Annotated in this window: 18 protein-coding genes; 17 read left to right on the top strand and 1 reads right to left on the bottom strand. The window is 71.6% G+C overall.

The window, feature by feature from the left end; translation table 11 throughout:
• The first annotated feature begins 3 nt into the window (after positions 1-3).
• The 9 genes from ACFYVR_RS14430 to eutC all read left to right on the top strand — a co-directional run bounded on the left by ACFYVR_RS14430 (position 4) and on the right by eutC (position 14,427).
• Positions 4-2,127 (top strand): molybdopterin-dependent oxidoreductase, encoded by a 2,124-nt coding sequence (locus ACFYVR_RS14430; protein ID WP_387474142.1) that lies wholly within the window; start codon positions 4-6, stop codon positions 2,125-2,127.
• A complete protein-coding gene (locus ACFYVR_RS14425; RefSeq protein WP_387474140.1) occupies positions 2,124-4,364 on the top strand; it encodes a molybdopterin-dependent oxidoreductase in 2,241 nt (746 codons plus the stop codon). Before ACFYVR_RS14430 ends, ACFYVR_RS14425 begins: the two co-directional genes overlap by 4 nt.
• Entirely contained in the window at positions 4,364-5,983 is a 1,620-nt protein-coding gene (locus ACFYVR_RS14420) for an FAD-dependent oxidoreductase (RefSeq protein WP_387474138.1), read from the top strand. The genes ACFYVR_RS14425 and ACFYVR_RS14420 overlap by 1 nt, the downstream gene beginning before the upstream one ends.
• The gene (locus tag ACFYVR_RS14415) at positions 5,980-8,100 is read left to right on the top strand and encodes a molybdopterin-dependent oxidoreductase (RefSeq protein WP_387474136.1); all 2,121 of its coding nucleotides are present in this window, start codon (positions 5,980-5,982) and stop codon (positions 8,098-8,100) included. The genes ACFYVR_RS14420 and ACFYVR_RS14415 overlap by 4 nt, the downstream gene beginning before the upstream one ends.
• 122 nt (positions 8,101-8,222) lie before the next feature.
• Positions 8,223-9,746 carry a class I adenylate-forming enzyme family protein gene (locus ACFYVR_RS14410; protein WP_387474134.1) on the top strand — a complete coding sequence of 508 codons (1,524 nt, stop codon included), beginning with the start codon at positions 8,223-8,225 and terminating at the stop codon, positions 9,744-9,746.
• 2 nt (positions 9,747-9,748) lie between these two features.
• Positions 9,749-10,489, top strand: coding sequence for an SDR family oxidoreductase (locus ACFYVR_RS14405; RefSeq protein WP_387474132.1), 741 nt, complete (start codon positions 9,749-9,751; stop codon positions 10,487-10,489).
• A gap of 290 nt (positions 10,490-10,779) precedes the next feature.
• Complete coding sequence (gene eat, locus ACFYVR_RS14400) at positions 10,780-12,231, top strand: ethanolamine permease (RefSeq protein ID WP_387474130.1); 1,452 nt, start codon at positions 10,780-10,782, stop codon at positions 12,229-12,231.
• Positions 12,228-13,640, top strand: a complete 1,413-nt coding sequence (locus ACFYVR_RS14395) for an ethanolamine ammonia-lyase subunit EutB (RefSeq protein ID WP_387474128.1) — start codon at positions 12,228-12,230, stop codon at positions 13,638-13,640. The genes eat and ACFYVR_RS14395 overlap by 4 nt, the downstream gene beginning before the upstream one ends.
• Before the next feature lies 1 nt (position 13,641).
• Positions 13,642-14,427: an ethanolamine ammonia-lyase subunit EutC gene (eutC, locus tag ACFYVR_RS14390; RefSeq protein ID WP_387474126.1), complete on the top strand. Its 786-nt coding sequence runs from the start codon at positions 13,642-13,644 to the stop codon at positions 14,425-14,427.
• Positions 14,428-14,454: 27 nt separating this feature from the next.
• On the opposite strand, the gene ACFYVR_RS14385 is transcribed toward eutC, so the two are convergent.
• Positions 14,455-15,279: a glucose 1-dehydrogenase gene (locus ACFYVR_RS14385; protein WP_387474124.1), complete on the bottom strand. Its 825-nt coding sequence runs from the start codon at positions 15,277-15,279 to the stop codon at positions 14,455-14,457.
• Positions 15,280-15,400: 121 nt separating this feature from the next.
• Between ACFYVR_RS14385 and ACFYVR_RS14380 the strand changes: the two genes are divergently transcribed.
• From ACFYVR_RS14380 to ACFYVR_RS14345, 8 genes are all read left to right on the top strand, one after another.
• On the top strand, positions 15,401-16,210 hold the full coding sequence (locus ACFYVR_RS14380) for an enoyl-CoA hydratase-related protein (protein WP_387474122.1): 810 nt from the start codon (positions 15,401-15,403) through the stop codon (positions 16,208-16,210).
• A 35-nt stretch (positions 16,211-16,245) separates the two neighbouring features.
• The gene (locus ACFYVR_RS14375) at positions 16,246-17,280 is read left to right on the top strand and encodes an LLM class F420-dependent oxidoreductase (RefSeq protein WP_387474120.1); all 1,035 of its coding nucleotides are present in this window, start codon (positions 16,246-16,248) and stop codon (positions 17,278-17,280) included.
• A complete protein-coding gene (locus ACFYVR_RS14370) occupies positions 17,267-18,817 on the top strand; it encodes an acetyl-CoA acetyltransferase (RefSeq protein WP_387474118.1) in 1,551 nt (516 codons plus the stop codon). The genes ACFYVR_RS14375 and ACFYVR_RS14370 overlap by 14 nt, the downstream gene beginning before the upstream one ends.
• A gap of 130 nt (positions 18,818-18,947) precedes the next feature.
• Positions 18,948-19,262 carry a hypothetical protein gene (locus ACFYVR_RS14365; protein WP_387474116.1) on the top strand — a complete coding sequence of 105 codons (315 nt, stop codon included), beginning with the start codon at positions 18,948-18,950 and terminating at the stop codon, positions 19,260-19,262.
• Positions 19,259-19,705 (top strand): Zn-ribbon domain-containing OB-fold protein, encoded by a 447-nt coding sequence (locus ACFYVR_RS14360; protein WP_387474114.1) that lies wholly within the window; start codon positions 19,259-19,261, stop codon positions 19,703-19,705. The genes ACFYVR_RS14365 and ACFYVR_RS14360 overlap by 4 nt, the downstream gene beginning before the upstream one ends.
• Entirely contained in the window at positions 19,702-20,886 is a 1,185-nt protein-coding gene (locus ACFYVR_RS14355; protein WP_387474112.1) for a transporter, read from the top strand. Before ACFYVR_RS14360 ends, ACFYVR_RS14355 begins: the two co-directional genes overlap by 4 nt.
• 23 nt (positions 20,887-20,909) lie before the next feature.
• Positions 20,910-22,349 (top strand): aldehyde dehydrogenase, encoded by a 1,440-nt coding sequence (locus ACFYVR_RS14350; protein ID WP_387474110.1) that lies wholly within the window; start codon positions 20,910-20,912, stop codon positions 22,347-22,349.
• A 26-nt stretch (positions 22,350-22,375) separates the two neighbouring features.
• Positions 22,376-24,784 (top strand): CaiB/BaiF CoA transferase family protein, encoded by a 2,409-nt coding sequence (locus tag ACFYVR_RS14345; RefSeq protein ID WP_387474108.1) that lies wholly within the window; start codon positions 22,376-22,378, stop codon positions 24,782-24,784.
• Positions 24,785-24,850 lie beyond the last annotated feature (66 nt).

The following is a 24,850-nucleotide window of genomic DNA, read 5'->3' as shown; positions in this document are numbered from 1 at the left end:
CCGATGCGATCCGTCACGTCCCGCCGCACGTCCTTCTGCCGGCTGTGCGCCTCCTCCTGCGGGGTCCTGCTCGACGTCGAGGACGGACGGATCGCCCGGGTGCTCGGCGATGCCCGGCACCCGATCTCCGGCGGGTACACCTGCCCGAAGGGCCGCCGTGGCGGCGACCTCGCGCAGGGCCCGGACCGGTTGACCACCTCGCTGCGGCGCACCGGCACCGGCTCCCACGAGCCGGTGCCGGTGGCGCGGGCTGTCGCCGAGATCGCGGACCGGCTGCGCGCCGTCGTGGACCGGCACGGACCGGACGCGGTCGCGCTGTTCATGGGCACGCAGCAGAACTTTGCCGCGCTCACACCTCCGATGGCACGCGCCTGGTTCACGGGCACCGGCTCCCACAAGCTGTTCTCCACGATGACGATCGACCAGTCCGCGAAATGGGTTGTCGCCGAACGGATGGGCACCTACCTCGGGGGCAGGCAGCGGTTCGAGGACGCGGACGTGTGGCTGCTGGCGGGCACCAACCCGGTCGTCTCCGGAAACGGCGGCGACGGCGACGGCGCGGTGGTCCAGAATCCGTCCGTCACCCTGCGCGCGGCCCGTGAGCGTGGGCTGCGGCTGATCGTCGTCGACCCGAGGCGCACCGAGACCACGGCCCTGGCGGACGTCCACCTGGCGCCGCGTCCGGGCACCGACGCGGTGCTGCTCGCCGGCCTGCTCCACGTCGTCCTCGCCGAGAACCTCCACGACGCCGACTTCTGCCGTCGGTACGCCGCCGACCTCGACGCGCTCGCCGACGCGGTCGCGGTCGTGACTCCCACTGTCGTGCAGCGGATCTGCGACGTACCCGCCTACCGGGTCCGCGCCGCGGCACGGGTGTTCGCGAGTGGCGACCGGGGGATGGCGACCAGCGGGACCGGGCTGTGCATGGGCCCGCACTCGAACCTCGCGGAGCATCTCGTCGCCGCGCTGAACGTGGTGTGCGGCCGGTACCTGCGCGAGGGGGAGCGGGCCGACGACCGCGCCGTCCTGACCCGGCACGTCCCCGCGCGGGCGGAGGTCGCCCCGCCGTCCCGGGCCTACGAGCACGGATTCCGCAGCCGCACCGGGGTGCGGGCGCTGCGCGGCGAACTGCCGTCCGGCGTCCTCGCCGACGAGATCCTCGAACCGGGCCCCGACCGGGTGCGGGCGCTGATCGTCTCGGGCGGCAACCCGGCCGCTGCCCTGCCGGAACGCGCGAAGGCGTTGCGCGCGTTGCGCTCCCTCGACCTGCTGGTGTGCGTCGACCCCCGCATGTCGGACACCGCCCGTCTCGCGCACTACGTGATCGCCCCGACCACGATGTACGAACGTGCCGACCACACCGCGATCATGGAGCCGTTCTTCCCGCGCCCGTTCGCGCAGTTCACCCCCGCGGTGATCGAGCCGCCGCCCGGTGTCGTCGACGACTGGCGGTTCTTCCTCGACCTCGCCGCCTCGTCCGGGCAGCCGGTCAAGTTCGCCGGCCGCATCCTCGATCCCGCCATGCCGCCGACGTCCGAGCAGATGCTGGCGATGATGACGGAGCGGGGACGCGTCCCGTTCACCGACCTCGTCGCCGCCCCGCACGGCCGTCTCGCCGGTGACACGGGCGCCGTGGTGGGTCCCGCGACAGTCGAGGGAGCCGGCCACCGCCTGGAACTGATGCCCGCCGATGTGCGTGCCGAACTGCGTGCGGCGCTGACGGACACGGCTGTCCTGCCGCGGTTTCCGCTGCGTCTGACGGTGCGCCGGATCCGCGAGGCCGTGAACTCCACCGGAACCCGTGTGCCCGGGTTGGTGCCGGGCGGCACGAACCCGGCGAGCCTGCATCCCGACGACCTCGTCGCCCTCGGGATCTCCGACGGGCAGCAGGTGACCGTGCGGTCGGCGTCCGGGCGGCTGCGCGCGACCGCGCGGGCGGACCGCACCCTCGCCCGGGGCACCGTGTCGATGACGCACTGCTTCGGCAGCGCCGACCCCCGCGACCGCGTCGGGGTGAACGTGAACGCACTGACCGGCACCGGCGACGGAGTGCAGTCGATCAACGCCATGCCGACGATGACCGCCGTCCCCGTCGCCGTCGAGCCCGCACCCGAGGAGGACGCGTGACCACCGCCACCGAAACCGTCACCGGGCACCGCATCTGCCCGCTCTGCGAATCGGCCTGCGGGCTGCTTCTCGAGCTCGACGGTCGTTCCATCGTGCGGGTCGCGCCGAACCCGGACGACGTGATGAGCGCCGGGCACAGCTGTGCGAAGGGGCTCGGTCTCGGGCGTATCGAGGGCGATCCGGACCGGATCCGGACGCCGCTGCTGCGGACCCCCGGCGGGGGCTTCCGCGAGGCCACGTGGGACGAGGCGTTCGCCGAGATCGAGCGCCGGCTACCGGAGTTCGTCGTCGGAGATCCGGGCAGTTGCGCGGTCTACCACGGCAACCCCGCCGCCCACCACCTGGACGCGACCTTCTACCTCGGCGAGCTGATCGGCGCCGTCGGCACCCGGAACGTCTACTCCCCGGCGAGCGTCGACACCTGGCCGAAGAACCTCGCCCACATGCTGCTCTACGGCACCGGGCTGGGATTGAGCCTGCCCGACCTCGACCGCACCGACCACCTGCTGATCCTCGGCTCGAATCCGATGGTCTCCAACGGCAGCACCGTCACCGCGCCCGGCATGCACCACCGGCTGCAGGCACTGCGGGAGCGGGGCGGCACCCTCGTCGTCGTCGATCCGGTGCGCACCCGCACCGCCGAGGTCGCGGACCTGCACGTGCCGATCCGCCCCGGCACCGACGCGCTGTTCCTGCTCGGCGTGCTCTCGGTGATCGCCGCGGAGGGCCTGGCCCGGCCGGATCGGGTGCCGGACGTCGTCGACGGCCTGGACGAGGTGTTGGCGCTGGCGCGTGAGTTCACCCCGGATGCGGTAGCGGAGGCGTGCGGCATCGACGCCGCCCTGATCCGGACCGTCGCCCGCGGCTTCGCGGGAGCGTCCGCGGCGGTGGCGCATTCGCGGATCGGGACGTGCATGCAGGAATTCGGCACCCTCGCGAACTGGCTCGTCGAGGTGCTGACGATCGTCACCGGCAACCTGGACCGTCCCGGTGGCGCGATGTTCTCGCTGCCGGCGGCGGGTGGGCAGAACACCTGGCCGGTGACCCGACCCCCGACGCTGATGTTCGACCGGTGGCGGTCGCGGGTGCGGGGGCTGCCGGAGGCGATGGGGGAGCTCCCCGCGGTGTGCTTCGCCGAGGAGATCCTCACGCCCGGCCCGGGCCGGACCCGCGCGCTGATCACCCTCGCGGGGAACCCCGCACGGTCCCTGCCCAACAGCGGCGCGATAGAGGAGGCACTCGGCGCGCTCGAGTTCATGGTGTCGGTGGACTGTTACGTCAACGAGACCACCCGGCACGCGGACGTGATCCTCCCGCCGCCGCCGGTCACCACCCGTGGTCACCACGACGTGACGTTGTCGCACTTCCAGATCCGGAACGTCGCCCGCTACACCCGGCCGCTGCAGGGCCTCGCCGACGGCGAACTCGCCGAGTGGCAGATCCTGTTGAGGCTGGCGGCAATCGCGAAGGGCACCCCGCACCGGGCCGTCGAAGAACTCGACGACGAGGTGGCCGCCGTCGCCGCCCGGCGGGCCGCGAAGCTCGCCGGCTGCGAACCGGAGCGGGCCGCGGAGGCGACCGCGGGCCGCCGCGGCCCCGAGCGGCTGCTGGACCTGCGGCTGCGCAGCGGACCGTACGGGGACCGTTTCGGTCTCGACCCCGGCGGGCTGACTCTCGCGGTGCTCGAGGACAACCCGGACGGCATCGACCACGGACCGCTCGAGCCGCGCCTGCCGGAGGTGCTGCGCACCCCGGACGGGCGGATCGACCTCGTTCCGGAGATGATCACCGCGGATCTGCCGCGACTACGATCGAGCCTGACGAGGACGCCGCCGGATCTGTTGCTGATCAACCGCCGTCAGCGGCGCGGCATGAACTCGTGGCTGCACAACGCGTTGCCGCAGCCGGACGGCGGTCAGTCCGCCCTGCTGATGGGCCCGCACGACGCCGCGGAGCGCGGCCTCGTCGACGGTGACCGGGTGGCGGTGGCGTCTCGCGTCACGACGGTGTCGGCCGAACTGCGGATCGACGACGCGCTGCGTTCCGGCGTGGTGAGCATGCCGCACGGGTGGGGGCACGACGGGCCCGGCCTGCGGACCTCCCGGTCGGCGTCGGTCCCGGGCAGCAACTACAACGCGCTGGTCGACGACACCACCGACCTCGAGGCGCTCACGGCGTCCCCGATCTTCAACGGCGTCGCGGTCACCGTGACGCGCACGAGCGAGGAGCATCCCTGATGGCGTACGTCGTCACCCAGAACTGCTGCAACGACGCGACCTGTGTCGCGGTCTGCCCGGTCGACTGCATCCATCCGACTCCCGCCGAACGCGAGTACGCGCGCACCGAGATGCTGTACATCGATCCGGGTGCCTGCATCGACTGCGGTGCCTGCTCCGACGTGTGCCCGGTGGACGCGATCGTCCCCGGCGACGCCGTCGTCCCCGACATCGAGCGGTACCGCGACATCAACGCCGAGTACTTCCAACGGAATCCGCGTTCCGCGGCGGCCGGTGCGCACGTCCAGCCGCTGCCGCTCGCCGTCGCCACCGCGGGCGTCGCGGACCCGCCGCCGCTGCGGGTGGCGATCGTCGGCTCCGGACCGTCCGCGTTCTACGCCGCCGAGGCACTGCTCGCCCGCCGTGACGTCGCCGCCGAGATCACCATGTTCGAGAAGCTGCCCGTCGCGGGCGGACTCGTCCGGTTCGGTGTCGCGCCGGACCACTGGCACACGAAGACGGTGGACCGGGTTTTCGACCGCACGGCGCGGCGGGACGGCTTCACCTTTCACCTCGGTGTCGAGGTCGGGCGGGACGTCACGATCGACGAGCTGTCGGCCCACCACCACGCGGTGATCCACGCGTCGGGCGCGTCCGGGGACAGGCGTCTCGGCATCCCCGGAGAGGAGCTGGCGGGCAGCCACGCCGCGCGGGAGTTCGTGGCCTGGTACAACGGTCACCCCGACCACGCCGACCGCACCTTCGACCTGACCGCGACGCGCGCGGTGGTGGTCGGCACCGGCAACGTCGCGCTCGACGTCGCGCGCATCCTGGTCTCGGACCCGGAGTCCCTGCGCCGCACCGACATCGCCGATCACGCGCTCGCCGCCCTCGCCGACAGCCGGATCGAGGAGGTGGTGGTCCTCGGGCGGCGTGGTCCCGAGCATGCGGCGTGCACCACGCCGGAACTGCTCGCGCTCGGCTCGCTGCCCGGCATCGACGTCCTCGTCGACGGACCCCTGACGGCGGGCCCGGACGCCCCGGCCAAGTTGAGGATTCTCGCGGAGTACTCCCGCCGGACGCCGAACCCGGGCAACAAGCGGATCGTTCTGCGATTCGGCGCCACCCCGAGGGAGGTGCTCGGATCGGACCGGACCGAGGCGGTGCAGGTGGGCGACGGCGACCTCATCGAGTGCGGGCTGGTCCTGCGTGCCGTCGGCTACCGCGGGCTGCCGATCACGGGCCTGCCGTTCGACGACGACTCCGGCACCGTCGCCAACGTCGCGGGCCGGGTCGTGGAGCCGGACACCGGGAACCCCGTCACCGGCCACTACGTCGCGGGCTGGATCAAGCGCGGCGCGACCGGGGTGATCGGCACCAACCGGTACTGCGCCGCCGAGACCGTCGAGAACCTGCTCGACGACCACCGTGCGGGTCGGCTCACCGAGCCGTCCGCGTCCGCGTCCGAGTTGACGGCGTTGGTGCGCGCCCGCCGGCCCGATTCGCTCGGTGGCGCGGACTGGCGCGCGATCGACCGCTTCGAGCGCGAGCAGGGCCGCGCGGTCGGCCGACCGCGGGTCAAGATCGTCCGTCCGGCAACAGCACTCGACGTCGCGACGACTGCCCGGGCGGGCCGGTGACGCGCCGCGTCCACACCTTCTGCCGCATCTGCGAGCCTGGATGCGGCCTGGTCGCGGAGGTCGACGGCGACCGGGTTCTCCGGCTGCAACCCGACCGGGACCACCCGGTGCACAGGGGGTTCTCCTGCCACAAGGGTGTGCACTACCTGCAGGTCCACCGCGATCCGGACCGGCTCGATCGGCCGCTGAGGCGCCGCAATCCGCGCACCGAGGAGCGGGGCGTATTCGAGCCGGTCGAGTGGGACGCCGCCGCCCGCGACATCGCCGCGCGCCTCGCCGACATCCGCAGGCGTCACGGCCGGAACGCCCTCGCCGTCTACCAGGGCAACCCGTCCGCCTTCAACGGCGCCTACTACGCGAACGCCGCCACGATCGCCCGCGGCTTCGACACCCGTATGCGGTTCAGCGCGGGCACCCAGGACACCTCCGCCAAATACGCTGCCAGCGAGGCGATCTACGGGGCGTCGATGGCGCACCCGATCCCCGATCTGCTGCACACCGACTACTTCCTGTGCCTCGGCAGCAATCCGCAGGTCTCCCACATGACGCTGATCCACATCTCGGATCCGATGGCGAAGATCCGCGCGATCCGCAAGCGCGGCGGGACCGTGCTGTTCGTCAACCCGCGGCGCATCGAGTCGTCCTCGCCGGAGACCGGTGAGGTGCTGATGATCAAGCCCGACACCGACTTCTACTTCCTCGCCGCGGTCCTGCACGAGATCGCCTTCCGGATCGGGTACGACCGGGCCGCGGTCGAACGGCGCGCACGGGGCGTCGACGGGCTGCTCGACTTCGTCCGGCGTTATCCCCCCGGGCGGGTCGCCGGGGTCGTCGGCGTCCCGGTCGACGCGATTCGCCGGGTGGCGGACGACTTCTGCGCGGCGCCGAGCGCGAGCATCTACATGGCCACCGGCGTGAACCAGGGCCGTCAGGGCGCGCTGGCCTACTGGATGCTCACCATGGTCAGCCTGTTCTCCGGCAACCTCGGCCGCCGCGGCGGCAACATCTACTCCCGCGGCGTCGCCGACGTCGTGCAGCACTCGAAACGCAAGCGGGAGGACCCGTTCTTCGACGGGCCGCTCGGTCGGATGCGCACCGTCAGCGGCGATCTGCCGGCGGCGCTGCTCCCGGAGTTCATCGAGAACCCGGACGATCCCATCCGCGCACTGATCGTGGTGTCGGGCAACCCGCTGCTGTCCGTCGGCGGCGACGACCGGTTGCGTCGGGCGCTGCAGTCGCTGGAACTGATCGTGACCGTCGACCTGTACCGCACCGTCACCGGTGAGATCGCGGACTACGTTCTGCCCGCGACGGACTGGCTCGAACGCGAGGACGTGAACTTCCTGAACACGATGGGCGTCGCGATGGAGCCCTACGTGCAGTACACGCCGGCCGTCGTCCCGGCGATGGGGGAGCGGCGCGACGACTGGTGGATCCTGTCGCGCATCCAGCAGGAGATGGGCGTCCCGTCCCTGCTCGACGATCCGGCGCCGAATCCGTTCGCCGCCGTCGACGCGGCGCTGGGGGAGTCGGGGCTGAGTATCGAGGCGTTGCGGGCGCTGCCGTGCCAGACGGCGGTGCTGCCGGAGGCCGTGCCGTCCGACGTCTTCGACATCGCGGTCCAGCACGACGACGGGTTGATCGACTGCTGTCCCTCGCTTTTCACTTTGGCCTACGACACCGCGGAACGCATCTTCGAGGACCTCGCCGGGGAGCCCGACCGCCAACTGAAGCTGATCACGCGCCGCACCAACTTCATGGTCAACAGTTGGCTGCACAACCTCCCGGTGTTCAAACAGGGCGTCCACCAGGGCAATCCGCTGTGGATGAATCCGGACGACGCGCGCGGCCGCGGCCTCGTCGAGGGCGACGACGTCACGGTGCGTAACCGGTACGGGGAGGTCGACGCCGTGCTGGTGTACGACGATGCACTCCGGCCGGGTGTCGTGGCGATGACCCACGGCTGGGGTCAGGGGACGGCGCGTGGACTCGACGTGGCCCGGCGTCACCCCGGCGTGAACGTGAACCGGCTCGCGCCCACCGGCGCGGACGGCTACGACCCGCTGAGCAACCAGTCGCAGCTCACCGGCATCAACGTCGACGTGGTTCGTCGCTGATCCTTGTCAACGCAACCGAATGTCTTTAGATTTATCGATGTGACCCAGAGCACGGTGTCCGCACCGTCCTGGGCGGCGGCCGGATCCACTCCGGCCGCGCCGACACCTCCGGGAGGCAACCCATGAGCGGTACCGTCATCGACGCACTCACCTACTGGGCGCGGACCGTCCCCGACCAGCCGGCGATCGACTTCGCCGGCGACGTGGTGACCTACCGCGAACTCGACACCTGGGCGGACGGTGTCGCCCACGACCTCACGGCGCGCGGCGTCACCGCGGGCGACCGGGTCAGCTACCTCGGTGGCAACTCCCTGGAGTGGTGCGTCGCCGCGCTCGGGGCAATGAAGGTCGGCGCGATCTCGGCACCGTTCAACCAGCGGATGCTCGCCGGTGAACTGACCGTGCTGGTCGAGGACTGCGAACCGGCCGTCGTCTACTGCGACGCGTCGCTGCGGTCGCGGCTCGACGAGGTGCACACGGAGCGCGGCACCTTCGCGGTCGCGGAGTTCGAGACGGACGTCCGACCGCTCCGCGGTGCGGCCCACGCGCCGTTCCGCACGCCTGTCACGGCGCAGTCCGACCCCACCGCGATCGTGTTCACCAGCGGCACCACCGGCAAGCCGAAGGGCGTCGTCTTCACCCACGCGACGATCGCCGGCGAGATGCACGAGTGGTCGCTGATGGAACCGATCGAGCAGAACGGCCTGCGGCCCCTGCTGGTGTTGCCGTTGTTCACCGCCGCGGGCATCATCTGGGGGATCTCCCGCACCGTGCTGCACGGCGGCACCCTGCTGCTGCAGCCCGGCTTCGACCCGGAGTCGGCGCTGCGGGTGATGATCGAGCGCCACGCCACCACCCTCACCGGTCCGCCGATCCTGTTCGAGCAGATCTCCCGGGTGCCCGGTTTCGCGGACGCGGACCTGAGCCACCTGACCACCGCCCACGTCGGCGGCGCCCGGGTGCCGTCCGCGCTCGTCGGGATCTGGCTCGACCGCGGCGTGCAGCTGCGGCAGATCTACGGGCAGACCGAGATCGGCGGGTCCGCGACCGCGATGCCCCGTCACGAGGCGGCCGCGCACCCCGACAAGTGCGGGTTCGGCGGCATCTTCACCAAGATCCGCGTCGTCGACGCCGACGGAACCGACTGCGGGCCCGGCGAAGTCGGGCAGATCCTGCTGCGGGGCCCGGGCATGATGCCGGGCTACTGGCGCAACGCGGACGCCACCAGGTCCGCGCTGATCGACGGCTGGCTGCACACGGGTGACCTCGGAAAGCTCGACGAGGAAGGCTGTCTCACGTTCGTGGACCGGCTCAAGGACATGATCATCTCCGGCGGGCTCAACATCTCGCCCGCCGAGATCGAGCAGGTGATCAACCGGCTGCCCGGGGTCGAGGAGGTCGCGGTGATCAGCGTCCCCGACGAGAAGTTCGGTGAGACCCCCGCCGCGATCGTGAAGAAGGTCGAGGGTCTCACCGAATCCGACGTCGTCGACCACTGCAACAGCAACCTCGCCGACTACAAGGTGCCCCGGTACGTCGTGTTCGTGGACGGCGGACTGCCCCGGATGGCCAGCGGCAAGATCTCCAAACGAGAGCTGCGCGAGACGTATTCCGATGTCCCGCAGACCTACCCGAAGGTGCGGTGACGATGACGGAAACACAGCAGCGCGTGGCGGTCGTGACGGGCGGAGGCCGCGGGATCGGCGCCGCGATCTCCCGGCGGCTCGCCGCAGACGGATTCGCGGTCGCGGTCAACTACTCGTCCAGCGCAGCCGACGCGCAGGGCGTGGTGGACAAGATCGTCGCCGGCGGGGGCCGGGCCGTGGCCGTCCGGGCCGACGTGTCCGATGCGGCGCAGGCGGAGGAGCTGATCGCCGCGACCACCGCCGATCTCGGTGCCCCGACCGTACTGGTGAACAACGCCGGAATGAACATCGCGGGCGCGGCGCGCAAGCAGTCGCCCGGCGACTGGGAGCGGGTGATCGGCGTCAACCTCAGCGGCGCCTTCTACTGCACGCACGCCGCGCTGCCCGCGATGTACGACAGCGGGTGGGGTCGCGTCGTGTTCGTCAGCAGCCCGTCCGGTGGGCGGCGGCCGTCCCCCGGCATGAGCGCGTACGCCGCCGCGAAGGCCGGCCTCGTCGGCATGACCCGCTCGATGGCGCTCGAGGTCGCGCGCCGCGGCATCACCGTCAACACCGTGATGCCCGGCTTCGTGGAGACCGACATCATCGCCTCCGGCGGCGCGAACGCGGTCGAGATGCTCGCCGCGCACTGGCCCGAGATCCCCGCCGAGTCCATCGCCTCGACGGTGTCGTTCCTCGTCAGCGACGACGGCCGCCACGTCTCCGGCGAAGAGGTCGGCGTCTGGCTCGGCGGCCCCGTGTAGGCGGCTCCGCCGCCCGTGAGTCCTTGTGGTCCGCACGCGGGCCGAAAGGACTCACGGGCGGGTCGGCGCCTGGTCGTACCCGCCGACCGGGCAGGTCGAATCCCGGACGCAACGTGGTTGCAACGACGGGCCCAATAGTGTCGTCGATCACAACGAAGGCATCACCGCCTTCTGCCTGACACACGACACAGGGGTTCGACGATGACTGTGCATCCCCGCCCGGTGATTCCGGGTGCAGCGGCTCTCCGTGCGAGGCCATCCGGCCGGACGGCATCGAACGGGGTGGCGGCATGTCACTCGTAGAGGGTCCGCAGAACGCCCACGCCGCACACCACGACGGCGCCGACTTCCACGACGAGAACCGCGCCTACCTCGAAAAGCGGACCCTGCGAAAGGGTTCCGCGGGGTGGCTGCTGCTCGCCGGGCTCGGGGTCAGCTACGTCATCTCCGGCGACTACGCGGGCTGGAACAACGGTCTCGCGGAGGGCGGGTTCGGTGGCCTGCTCATCGCCGCTGTCGTCATCGCCGGCATGTACCTCGCCATGGTGCTCGGCATGGCCGAGATGTCGTCGGCGCTGCCCGCCGCGGGAGGCGGTTACACGTTCGCCCGTCGAGCGCTCGGTCCGTGGGGTGGATTCGCCACCGGCACCGCCATTCTCATCGAGTACTCGATCGCGCCGGCCGCGATCGCGACGTTCATCGGCGGCTACGTCGAGTCCCTGAACCTGTTCGGGATCACCGACGGCTGGTGGGTGTACCTCGCGGTCTACGCGATCTTCATCGGGATCCACCTGACCGGCGCGGGGGAGGCCCTCAAGGCGATGTTCGTGATCACCGCCATCGCCCTCGTCGGGCTGGTGGTCTTCGCGATCTCCGCGATCGGCCTGTTCGAGCCGGGCAATCTCACCGACATCGCCCCCACCGACGCGGCCGGGGCATCGGAATTCCTGCCGTTCGGTGTGTTCGGCATCTGGGCCGCGGTCCCGTTCGCGATCTGGTTCTTCCTGGCGGTCGAGGGTGTCCCGCTCGCCGCCGAGGAAGCGCGGGAGCCCGAGAAGAACGTGCCCCGCGGCATCATCATCAGCATGCTCGTGCTGCTGGTCACGGGCGCGACGGTGCTGTTCCTGGCCACCGGCGCGTTGGGCGCCGATGCGCTGTCGACGTCCGGGAACCCCCTCGTCGAGGCGCTGGGCGACGGCACGGCCGCGAAGGTGGTCAACTACATCGGCCTCGCCGGGCTCGTCGCCAGCTTCTTCTCGATCATGTACGCCTACTCCCGGCAGACGTTCGCGCTGTCCCGCGCGGGCTACCTGCCGAAGAACCTGTCGGTCACCAACTCGCGGAAGGCACCCACCCTCGCCCTGATCGTCCCGGGCGTGATCGGCTTCGCCCTCTCGCTCACCGGGGAAGGCGCGATGCTGCTGAACATGGCCGTGTTCGGGGCGGCGGTCAGCTACGTGCTGATGATGGTCAGCCACATCGTGCTGCGCCGACGTGAGCCTGGCATGCACCGGCCGTACCGGACGCCCGGTGGCGTCGCCACCACGTCGTTCGCACTCGTCGTCGCGGCGGCGGCGGTGGTCGCGACGTTCCTGGTCGATCCGATCGCCGCCCTGTGGACACTCGGCGCGTTCGCCGCGTTCCTCGCCTACTTCGGCCTCTACAGTCGACACCATCTCGTCGCGAACTCGCCGGACGAGGAGTTCGCGGCCCTCGCGGAGGCGGAGGAGGAGCTGGAATGACGACCTACACCCAGCAGGTGGCCGGGGTCGGCCACACCTTCCACGGGCTCGTCGACCTGATGGCCAAGGCGACGCCGTTGCGCAGCGGTGACGAGCTCGCCGGGTGCGCGGCCGCCTCGGACGCCGAGCGAGCGGCGGCGCAGTGGGCGCTCGCGGACGTCCCGCTGGGCACGTTCCTCGAGGACCTCGTCGTCCCGTACGAGGACGACGAGGTGACACGGCTGATCGTCGACACCCACGACCGGGTCGCGTTCGCGCAGATCTCCCATCTGACGGTCGGCGGGCTGCGGGACTGGTTGCTGTCCACCGCGGCGGCGCCGAACGCGGCCGAGGTGCTGCGACGGGTGGCGCCGGGGCTGACGCCGGAGATGGTCGCGGCGGTCAGCAAGATCATGCGCAACCAGGACCTGGTCGCGGTCGCGCGGGCCGCGGAGGTGACGGCGGCGTTCCGGACCACGCTCGGGCTGCCGGGGCGGCTCGCCACGCGTCTGCAGCCGAACCATCCCACCGACGACCCGCGCGGCATCGCGGCGGCGACCCTCGACGGGCTGCTGCTCGGCTGCGGGGACGCGGTGATCGGGATCAACCCGGCCACCGATTCGCCGCATGCCACCGCGGATCTGCTGCACCTGCTCGACGAGATCCGGCAGCGGTTCGACATTCCCGCGCAGTCGTGTGTGCTCTCGCACGTGACGACGACGATGGGCCTGATCGACGAGGGGGTGCCGGTCGATCTGGTGTTCCAGTCGATCGCCGGCACGCAGGGCGCCAATTCGTCCTTCGGCGTGGATATCTCGCTGCTGCGGGAGGCCAACGCAGCGGGACGGTCGCTGGGACGCGGCACCGTCGGGGACAACGTGATGTACCTCGAGACGGGGCAGGGGTCCGCGCTGAGCGCCGGAGCGCACCTCGGCGCCGGGGGCCGTCCCGTCGACCAGCAGACCCTCGAGACCCGCGCCTACGCCGTCGCCCGCGACCTCGAACCGCTGCTGGTCAACACCGTCGTCGGGTTCATCGGGCCCGAGTACCTCTACGACGGCAAGCAGATCATCCGCGCCGGGCTCGAGGACCACTTCTGCGGCAAGCTCCTCGGCCTGCCGATGGGGGTCGACGTCTGCTACACGAACCACGCCGAGGCCGACCAGGACGACATGGACACCCTGCTGACCCTGCTCGGCGTGGCCGGTGCCGCGTTCGTGATCGCGGTGCCCGGCGCGGACGACGTGATGCTCGGCTACCAGAGCCTGTCGTTCCACGACGCCCTCTACGCCCGGCAGGTGCTGGGACTGCGTCCGGCGCCCGAGTTCGAGGACTGGTTGCGGCGCCTCGGGCTGATGGACGACGCGGGCCGCGTGCTGCCCGTGGACGCGGCGACCTCGCCCCTGCGGGCGCTGACGGGGGTGAAGTGACGTGGACGATCCTGCACTGCAGAACTTCTGGGACGACCTGCGCGCCACGACGCAGGCACGGATCGGGCTGGGTCGCTCCGGTGACGCGTTGCCGACGACGCGGGTGCTCGAGTTCCGGGCCGCGCACGCCGTCGCGCGCGACGCCGTGCACCAACCCCTCGACACCGGGCCGCTCGTCGACCGGGTCGAGTCCGTCGGGCTGGGACGGCCCGTGGTCGTCACCAGCCGGGCGGCGGACCGCGGCGAGTACCTGCGCCGACCGGACCTCGGGCGGACGCCCGCCGACCTCTCGGCCGTGCCCGAGACGACGGCGGACATCGGATTCGTTCTCGCCGACGGGCTCTCGCCGCGTGCGATCACCGATCACGCGGTTCCCCTGCTCGCGGCGCTCGTCGCCGAGTTCGACGGACGCTTCACCATCGCACCGCCGGTGATCGCGACGCAGGCGCGGGTGGCGCTCGGCGACCACATCGGCGCGGCGCTGGGCGTGCGGACGGTGCTGGTCCTGATCGGGGAGCGCCCCGGCCTGTCGGTCGCGGACAGCGTGGGCGTCTACCTCACCCATCGGCCCGCCCCGGGACGCACCGACGCCGACCGCAACTGCGTGTCCAACATCCACCCACCCGACGGCCTCGCCTACCCCGTCGCCGCGCGGGTGGTGGCCGGACTCGTCGCCGGCGCCTGGCAGTTGGGGCGGTCGGGGGTGGACCTCAAGGACACCTCCCGCGCCGACGCGCTCACCGGAGACGGCCGCACGTACCGGGTGATCGATTCCGCCGGTGGGTGATTCGGGTCCGGGTCATCCGGCCGCCGATCACACGGTCGCGGCTCCGGCGGCCTCGGCGCGGTAGTTACGCGGCCACGCCTTGCCGAGGGTGAGGCCGCCGTCGACGACGATGTTCTGCCCCGTCACGAACGTGGCGTCGTCGGAGACGAGGTAGGCGATGGCGCCGGCGATGTCCGTGCCCTCGCCCGCGCGGGGGATCGGCTGGAACGACGCCAGCCCCCTGCGCACCTCGTCGACGCTGGCGTCCAGTGCGTCGCCCTCCAGGCCGGCGCCGTGGCCGGTGATCCGGGTCGCGACCCCGCCGGGAGTGACGGCGTTGACCCGGACGTGGTACTCCGCGAGTTCGCGTGCCGCGCTGCGGGTCATCTGCAGCACCGCGGCCTTCGCGGCGCCGTACGGGTGCGGGCCGAAGCCGGTGCGCACGCCCGCCACCGACGACACGTTGACGACGGCGCCGAAGCCCTGCTCGCGCATGACGCGGGCGGCGTGCTTGGTGCCGAGGAAAGCACTGCGCGCCAGCACCGCGAAGGCGGCGTCCCACTCGTCGACGGTGGTGTCGGTGACGTAGGTCCAGGCGCCGACGCGGCCGGCGTTGTTCACCATCGCGTCGAGACGCCCGAAGCGCTCGGTGGCCGTGCGGACCGCGGCCGCGACGTCCTCCTCCCGGGTGACGTCGGTGTGCAGGTAGACGGCGTTGCCGCCGAGTGCGGCCGCGACCTTCTCGCCGCGGTCGTCGTCGATGTCGGTGACCACCACCCGCGCGCCCCGCTGCGCGAGAAGTACGCAGGTCGCGGCCCCGATTCCGCTCGCGCCGCCGGTGACCACCGCGACCGTGCCGTGCAGTTCCGTCATGTGTGTCCAGCCCTTCCCTCGTTGACCGATCTCGAGATATAACCTAAAGGCATTAGCCTGATATGTCGACGGTCACAGCCCGAAGCGGAGACCGTCGCAGCCACACGAGGGAAGGCCCCGGATGTCCGAACTGATCCTGACCGAGCGGCCGCGGCCGGGCGTCCTGCTGATCCGCCTCAACCGCGCGGACGCCCTGAACGCGATGAACGTCGAGCTCGTCGAGGCGCTGCACGCGGTGCTTGCTGAGGTCCGGCACGATTCGGAGACCCGCGCGATCGTGCTCACCGGCAACGGGCGCGCCTTCTGCGCGGGCATCGACCTGCGCGGCTACGGCACCCCGCCCGGAGCCGCCGAGGGTGAGGGGAGAGCGCAGGCCGGCATGCGGGTGCAGCAGCACATCGCCTCGCTGGTCGAGGCGTTCCGCGGCGCCCGGCCGCCCGTGGTCGCCGCGATCAACGGCGCCGCGGCCGGCGGGGGGATGGCACTGGCGCTGATGGCCGACGTCCGGGTCATGGCCGACGCCGCCGCGCTGCACGCCTCGTTCATCAACCGCGGCCAGTCCAGCTGCGACATCGGGGTCAGCTGGCTGCTGCCGCGGATGATCGGATTCTCCAGGGCCGCAGAGATTCTCCTCACCGGACGCCCCGTCGACGCCGCCGAGTGCGAACGCGTCGGCATCGTGTCGTCCGTGCAACCGGCCGACAGGCTGCTCGACACGGCACTCGACACTGCCGAGAGCATCGCGCGCAACAGCCCGTTCGGCGTGTGGATGACCAAGGAGGTGATGTGGTCCAACCTCGAGGTCCCGAGCCTGCGCGCCGCGATCGACCTGGAGAACCGGACCCAGATCCTCGCCGCCATGACCAAGGACCACCGCGAAGCCGTGTACTCGTTCCTCGAGAAGCGGCCCCCGGTGTACCAGAACCACTGAAGGGCAACAACTGTGACGAAAGGAAGGTGGCAGCGGTGAAGGTCGGAGTGATGGCCGGGTACTGGGGCTCGGGACCACCGAAGCGGATGGAACAGACCGTCGCCGAGGCCGAGACCCTCGGAGTGGACAGCTTCTGGACGGCCGAGTCCTACGGGTCCGACGCCCTGACCCCCCTGGCGTGGTGGGGCGCGCGCACCTCGACGATCGCGCTCGGCACCTCGGTGTGCCAGATGTCGGCCCGCACCCCCACGGCCTTGGCGATGGCCGCACAGACCATCGACCACCTCAGCGGCGGCCGGTTGATCCTCGGCATCGGGGCGTCCGGCCCGCAGGTCGTCGAGGGCTGGTACGGCCAGCCGTATCCGCGTCCCCTCGAACGCACCCGCGAGTACGTTGCGATCATGCGGGCGGTGTGGGCCCGGGACGAGCCGGTTACCTTCGACGGGCGGCACTACCAGCTGCCCTACCGGGGCGGGACCGGACTCGGGAAGCCGCTCAAGTCGATCGTGCACCCCCTGCGCCGCGACATCCCCGTCTACATGGGCGCCGAGGGCCCGAAGAACGTGGCACTGGCCGCGGAGATCGCGGACGGCTGGACGCCGCTGTGGTTCTCGCCGAAGACCGACGACTTCTACCGGACCGCGCTCGCCGAGGGCTTCGGCCGCGAGGGCGCCCGCCGCACCGCCGACGACTTCGAGGTCGCGAACGTCTGCTGGCTGGTCGAGGACGACGACGTCGAGCGCGCGGCGTCCCGACTCAAGCCCGTCGTCGCGCTGTATGCCGGCGGGATGGGCGCCAAGGACGCGAACTTCCACAACGACGTCTTCGTCCGGATGGGCTGGGGCGACGCGTGCGCCGAGATCCAGGACCTGTACCTGAAGGGCCGCGCGGACCTCGCCGCACAGGCTGTCCCGACCGCGATGGTCGAGGACGTTGCGCTCGTCGGCCCCGCGGACAAGATCTGCGAGGACATCGAGAATCGTTGGAAGAAAACCTGTCTGACCACCCTGATCCTCGGGGGATGGCCACGGCCGGAGAACAGGGAGAGGATCCTCGATGCCATCCGATAGTGCCGCTGCGCGGCCTGTGCGCGAGTTTGGTGGTCAGAGCTACCGAACTCGCGCACAGGCGCTGGACCCACGTACCCCGATCCTGGTCGGCGGAGGTCAGATCAACGACCGCGACGGCGGCCGGGAGCCGGTGGACCTGATCGCCGACGCAGCCCGTCGGGCCGCGGACGAGGCGGGAAGCGCGCGGCTGCTCGAACTCGTCGACTCGGTCCGGATCGTCGGCCTGCTGTCGTGGCGCTACCGCGACCCCGGCGCGCTCGTCGGTGAGCGGATCGGCGCGACCCCCCGCCACACGGCCTACACCGGCAGCGGCGGCAGCACCCCGCAGGTGCTCGTCAACGCCGCGGCCGAGGACATCGCGGCGGGCCGGTCCGACGTCGTGCTGATCGGCGGGGCCGAGGCGTGGCGCACCCGGATGAAGCTGCGCGCCCAGGGCATTCGTCCGGGCTGGACGGTGCAGGACGAGTCGGTGCCGACGGCGCCGATCGTCGTGGACGAGGTGCCCATGCAGTCCGACACCGAGATGCGCGCCGGCCTCGACCGACCCGCCTACGTCTACCCGCTGTTCGAGCAGGCGCTGCGCCTGGCCGCGGGCCGGACGGTGGCCGAGCACCGGGACGCGATCGGCGCGCTGTGGTCCGGGTTCAGCAAGGTCGCGGCCACCAACCCGCACGCCTGGACGCAGCGCGAGTACACGGCCAACGAGATCGTCACCCCCTCGGCGGACAACCGGTGGATCGTCTCGCCGTACACCAAGTTGCTGAACTCGAACAACATGGTCGAACAGGGCGCTGCGCTGCTGCTGTGCTCCGTGGAGGTCGCGACCCGGCTGGGGATCCCGCGGGAGAACTGGGTGTTCCCGCAGTCCGGCACCGAATCGCACGACACCTACGACATCGCCGAGCGCGGCGCGCTGGACCGCTCGCCGGCGATCCGCATCGCCGGGGCACGGGCGCTCGAGCTGGCCGGCATCGGGATGGACGACGTCGTGCACGTCGACGTGTACTCCTGCTTCCCGTCTGCGGTTCAGGTCGCCGCGAACGAGCTGGGACTGCCGTGCGGCGATCCGGGCAGGCCGCTGACGCTGACCGGTGGGCTCACCTTCGCCGGCGGACCGTGGAACAACTACAGCACCCACGCCATCGCGACCATGGCCACCCGACTGCGCGAGTCGCCGGGCAGCTACGGCCTCGTCACCGCGAACAGTGGGTATCTGACCAAGCACGCCTTCGGCGTGTACCGCACGGAGCCGCCCGCCGGCGGGTTCCGGCGCGAGGACGTGCAGGCGGCGGTCGACCGCGAGCCGACCGTCCGCGCGCATCCGACGTACGCGGGGCCGGCGACGGCCGAGTCGTGGGCGGTGCTGCACGACCGCTCGGGTGCGCCCGAGCGCGGTTTCCTCGCCGCCCGCACCCCCGACGGCGGGCGCACGCTCGCGTCCACCGCGGACGCCGCGGCACTGGAGCGCCTGCTGGCCGCCGAGGAGGCGGGGGAGGGCGTCGTCGTCGCCGAGGACGGTGGATTCGGGTTCGCCTGAGCCCGACCCGCACGCCACCAAGGTGCCCGCGACCGTTGACGCACCAATACCTAAAGGCATAAGGTAAATCGCAGACCGGCGCAGCGCGCCGAGCCGGCGCCCAGGGCGCCCGTGGATCAAGGAGAATCGAATGTCGGCAGAAGACTTTCGGACGTTGTACGAGCGTCACGTGGGGTACGTCGTGTCCGGAAACATGAAGGCGGCCATCGCCGACATGGTGCGGGAGAACATCCCTGCCGTCTTCGACGGAGTCTCGGTACCGCGCGGCACCGTCAACGCCTTCGAGATAAAGGACGTGCGTCTCGAGGGCGACCGGCAGATCGGCGAGACGGTCTACGACACCCCCGAGGGTGTCATCGGGCTCCGGTCGATCTGGGAGCTCCGCGACGGGCAGTGGAAGGCCGCGGCGCTGGAGAACTTCCCGGTGCCCGGGGCGTCCGCATGAGCGCCGACGCTGCAACTGTACGCGAATTCCCGTGGGGCCCAGCCGTAGACGGGCTCGACCAGCCGTACTGGGACGGCCTGCTCGCCGGCGAACTGCGGCTGCAGCGCTGCGGGAGCTGCGCCGAGTGGATCTGGGGCCCGCAGTGGATCTGCGGCCACTGCCACACCTTCGACCCCGGATGGGAGACAGTCGAGGCGGTCGGCACCGTGTACAGCTGGGCGCGCAGCCACTACCCGTTCATCACCGAACTCGCCGACCGGGTTCCCTACGTCACGGTCCTCGTCGAACTCCCGGGAGCCGGAAACCGCAGGGTCCTCGGCATTCTCACCGGAGACGACACGGACATCCGGATCGGCGACCCGGTGGTCGGGCACATCGAACTCGACGAGGGCGCGACATGGCCGCTGCTGCGGTGGCGTCGACGCGAAGGAGCACAGGCATGACCGGGATCTCGATGCGTGGAGCGGCCGCCGTCGTCGGTGTCTCCGAGTTGCACTACAAGCGCGGTGAGGCGCCGCACGGCGAGCTGCGGATGACGCTCGAGGCCATCGTCGCCGCGTGCACCGACGCGGGCATCTCCCCGCGCGAGCTCGACGGCTTCGTCTCCTACGCGGGCGGCGGACACGACGGCGCGATCATCGGCGGCGCCCTCGGCGTCGACGACGTGCGCTGGTCGAACATGATGTGGGGTGGGGGCGGCGGCACCGTCGCCGCCGCCGTCAACAACGCCTCCGTCGCGATCGCCGCGGGCCAGGCGGAGTGCGTCGTCGTCTACCGCTCGATGGCACAGGAGGACACCGGACGCCTCGGGTACGCCAAGTACTTCTACGGACCGCACTACCTCGCGCACGGCGTCGGGTCGCCCGCACAGGTGTGTGCCCTGCGCACGCAGCGGCTGCTCGAGCACGACGGGGTGCCCCGCGAGGCGATGCGGGCACTGGTGCTCGCCGCGTACCGGCACGCGCAGAACAACCCCACCGCCGCCGGCTACGGCAGGCCGCTCGACGAGGCGACGTACGACGCCTCCCGGATGATCACCGAACCGTTCCACCTGTTCGACTGCTCGCGGGAGAGCGACGGTGCCGTGGCGCTGGTCCTGGTCTCCGCCGAGCGGGCGAAGAGCATGCGCCCCGACGCCGCCTACGTGCTCGCCGGCGCGCAGGGTGCCCCCGGCGGCTACTCGTCGATCATCGACAACGACGACCTCTACACCACCGCCGGGTTCGCGGGCCGTTCGGGACGCCCCGGTGTTGCCGAACGGCTCTGGACCGCAGCGCGTCTCGGCCCGGACGACGTGGATGTCGTGCAGGTCTACGAGAACTTCAGCGGACCGGCCGTCGCGGCCCTCATCGACCACGGGCTCGTGCCCACCGGCCCCGCCGCGGGTGGGGTCCTCACCGTCGACAACCTGACGGCGGGCGTCGGCAAGCTGCCCGTCAACACCAGCGGCGGCAACATCGCCGACTCGTTCGTCAACGGCATGGGCCTCGCCGTCGAGGCGGTCCGGCAGATCCGCGGCACCTCCACCAACCCCGTTGTGGGAGCGCGCACGTCGCTGTTCATCGGCGGTCCGATGGCGCCGGTCGTCAGCTCGACGCTGTTCGGCCACGAAGACACCCTGTAGAAGACCCACCGACAAGGACCGACATGGACATCACCCTGGACCGGCGCACCCTGTTCGTCGACGGCGAGTGGGTAATCCCGACAAGCGATTCCACCTACGACGTGATCGAGGCCGCGACCGAGAAGGTGCTCGGCACCACCGCGCTCGCGCAGAACGCCGACGTCGACGCCGCGGTCGCGGCCGCCCGCCGGGCCCTGGTGTCCTGGCGAGCACTGAGCGCCTCCGAGCGCGCCGACCACCTCGACCGGTTCGCGGCCGCACTGAAGGCGCGTGCCAAGCAGACCGCGGTGCTCACCAGCCGCGAGAACGGCATGCCCGTCGCCCTGTCGGTCGGCGTCAACGGCTACGCCCCGGGGCTGATGCTGAAGTACTACGCCGACCTGATCCGCTCGCAGGAGTCGGAGGACGTACGTCCGACGGCCCTCGGCGGTCGGACGGTGGTGCGCCGCGAGCCGGTCGGGGTCGTCGCCGCGATCACCCCGTGGAACTACCCGCAGTCCCTGGCGGCGATGAAGATCGCGCCCGCGCTCGCCGCCGGGTGCACGGTCGTGCTCAAGCCGGCGCCGGAAACCGCGCTGGACGCCTTCGTGTTTGCGGACGCGGCAGTCGAGGCGGGGCTGCCGGCCGGTGTGCTGAACGTGGTGCCCGCGGGCCGCGAGGTCAGTGCGTATCTCGTGGAGCATCCGGGTGTGGACAAGGTGGCGTTCACCGGCTCCACCCCGGCGGGCCGCGCCATCGGCGAGGTCTGCGGGCGGCTGCTGCGTCCCGTCACCCTGGAACTGGGCGGCAAGTCCGCCGCCATCGTCGCGGCGGACGCCGACCTCGACGTGTTCGCCGCGAACCTGCTCGAGGTGTCGCTGGTGAACAACGGCCAGACGTGCCACGCCAGCACCCGGATCCTCGCGCCCCGCAGCCGGTACACCGAGGTCGTCGACGCGGTCACCGAGACGGTGCGCGCCCTGCGGATCGGTGACCCGCTCGACAGGGCCACGCAGATCGGTCCGCTGGTCAGCGCTGCCCAGCGCGAGCGGGTGCTCGGCTACATCGAATCGGGCCGTGGCGACGGGTACCGCGTCACCACCGGCGGCGGCGCACCCGCCGACCAGCCCGCGGGCTGGTACGTCGCACCGACCGTCTTCGAGGGTGTCGACAACGCCGCGCGCATCGCGCAGGAGGAGATCTTCGGCCCGGTCCTGACCATCACCCCCTACGGCGACGAGGACGAGGCGATCGCGATCGCCAACGACTCCGAGTACGGCCTCGGCGGCACCGTGTGGACCACCGACGAGGACCGCGGCCTCGCGATCGCCGACCGCATCCACAGCGGCACGGTCGGCGTGAACCACTACCTCCTCGACCTCGCGGCGCCCTTCGGAGGCGTCAAGGCGTCCGGGCTCGGCCGCGAACTGGGACCCGAGGGCCTCGCGCCGTACTACAGCGCGAAATCCGTCTACTTCCGCTAGAAACCCCGCTCGAACGGAGCATGTCGATGACTCTTCCGCTGCACGGCGTCCGCGTCCTGGACCTCACCGACGGCCTCGGCGAATCCGGTGGCCGCTACCTCGCCGACCTCGGCGCCGAGGTGATCCGCATCGAACTCCCCGGTGGATCACGCTCGCGGGCAACCCAACCGGTCGTCGACGGCGTCAGCATCCCGTTCGCGCTGCGCAACGCCAACAAACTCGGCATCACCCTCGACCTGGACACCGACGCAGGCCGGGCCCGGCTGCGGGACCTCGCCGTCGGGGCGGACATCCTGATCGAGTCGCACCGGCCCGGGTGGCTCGCCGAGCGCGGCGTCGGTCCGGACGAGATCCGCGCCGTGGCACCGGAACTGGTGTGGCTGTCGGTCACCGGTTTCGGTCGGACCGGGCCGTACCGGGACTGGATCGCCACCGAGCCGGTGCTGTACGGACTCTCCGGCGTCCTGTCCCGGTCCGGGGCGCCCGGCGCCGCGCCGCTGCTGCCTCCGGCCGGTCTGGTCGAGGAGTCCGTCGGCGCCCACGTCGCGTGGGCCGCGCTGCTGGCGTACCACCGCCGGCTCGCCAGCGGGCGCGGCGACACCGTCGACCTGTCCGCGTTCGAGGCGATCGTGCACGGCTTCGACCCGGGCTTCGGGGCCCAGGGATCCGCGGCGGCGGGACGGTCCGAGGACTTCCCGCGAGGCCGGCCGAACGCCGCCAACTTCTACCCTGTCTTCCCCTGCAAGGACGGCCACGTCCGGATCTGTCTGCTCGCCAAGCGGCAGTGGCGCGGCATGTTCACCTGGCTCGGCGAGCCGGAGGAGTTCGCGGACCCGAAGTACGACACCATCCCTGCCCGGTTCGCCGACGCGGACATCCTGCATCCCCTGATCGAGGAGCTGTTCTCGACGCACACTCAGGCCGAGCTGGTGGCGGAGGGCGCGCGCCGGGGCGTCCCGGTCGGCGGGGTCCACACCCTGTCCGAGGTTCTCGGCACCGAGCACTTCGCGGAGTCCGGTTCGCTCGTCGACACGGAGATCGCGCCCGGCCTGCTGGCCCGGGTGCCGTCGGGCTACGTCAGCGTCGGTGGCGAGCGGGCCGGGATCCGCACGCGGGCACCGCAACCCGGCGAGCACAACGATCTGACGTTTGCACCGCGGGACACCGTCGCCGCTACGGGGAACCCGTCGGACACGCCGCTGGCCGGGCTGCGGGTGCTCGACCTCGGCGTGATCGTCTTCGGTGCCGAGCTCAGCCGCCAGTTCGCGGATTACGGCGCCGACGTGATCAAGATCGAGAACGCGAACTTCCCGGACGGGCTGCGCCAGTCCAAACGCGGTGCGGCGCTGGCGGCGTCGGTCGCGTGGGGCCACCGCAACAAGCGCAGCCTCGGGATCGACCTGCGCAGCTCGGAGGGCGCCGATCTGTTCCGGCGCCTCGTCGCCGACGCCGACGTCGTGCTCGCCAACTTCAAGCCGGGAACCCTGGCGTCGATGGGCTTCTCCTACGAGAGCCTCGCGGAGATCAACCCGCGGATCGTGGTGTCGGAGTCCAGTTCGTTCGGCAGCACCGGGCCGTGGCGCACCCGGCTCGGCTACGGCCCCCTGGTGCGCGCGTCGTGCGGGGTGTCGGCGCTGTGGCGGTACCCGGACAACGCGGAACTGCTGTGCGACGGGCAGACCGTCTACCCGGACCACATCGCCGCTCACGTCGCGGCGATCGCTGTCCTCGCGGCGCTGGTCGACCGCCGCCGGACCGGTCGCGGCACCAACCTCGAAGTGGCCCAGGCCGATACGGCGCTGGTGCAGCTCGGGGTGCAGCTCGTCACCGAGGGCCTGCGGCCGGGGACGGTCACCGTTCCCGGGAACAGCGACCCGTACGCGGCGCCGAGCGGGGTGTACCCGTGCGCAGGCGACGACGAGTGGTGCGTCGTCACCGTCCGAGACGACGAGGAGTGGGCGGCGCTGTGCGACGTCCTCGATCGACCGGACCTGGTGGGGGACAGCAGGTTCGCCACCGCGCCGCAGCGGATCGCGTACCGCGCCGAGGCGGACGCCGTCGTAGCGGGGTGGCTGCGCGATCGTGACCCGCAGGAGGCGGCGGCCACGCTGCAGGCGGCCGGTGTGCCCGCCGGGGCGATGCTGAGGCTGCCGCAGCTGCTCACCGACCCGCACCTGACCGCGCGACGCACCTACACGACGATCGGGCACGAGCTGCTGCCGGCGGACCTGCCCGCCACCGCCCGCGTCGCGGTGTTCGGTGAGATCGCCGACCCGCCGGCCCTGCAGGCGCCGCTCGCCGGGGAACAGACCCGACAGATCTGCGCCGAACTCCTCGGCCTCGACGACGCCGAGATCGACGAGCTGGTGCGCTCCGGGGTGCTGCAACCGCCCGTCGGCGATCCGGCTCTGGCACGGGAGGTGGCGGCCGGGTAGCTCGCGGGACGACGGGTGCAGCGGCACGACCTGCGGAAACCGCCCTCGCCGGTGTGGCACCGGTGT

Origin of the sequence: Rhodococcus sp. NPDC003318 (assembly GCF_042879035.1) — a bacterium.
Lineage (GTDB): Bacteria > Actinomycetota > Actinomycetes > Mycobacteriales > Mycobacteriaceae > Rhodococcus_G.
Note: the sequence above shows the minus strand (reverse complement) of the source record. Positions and strands in the feature narration are given on the sequence as shown.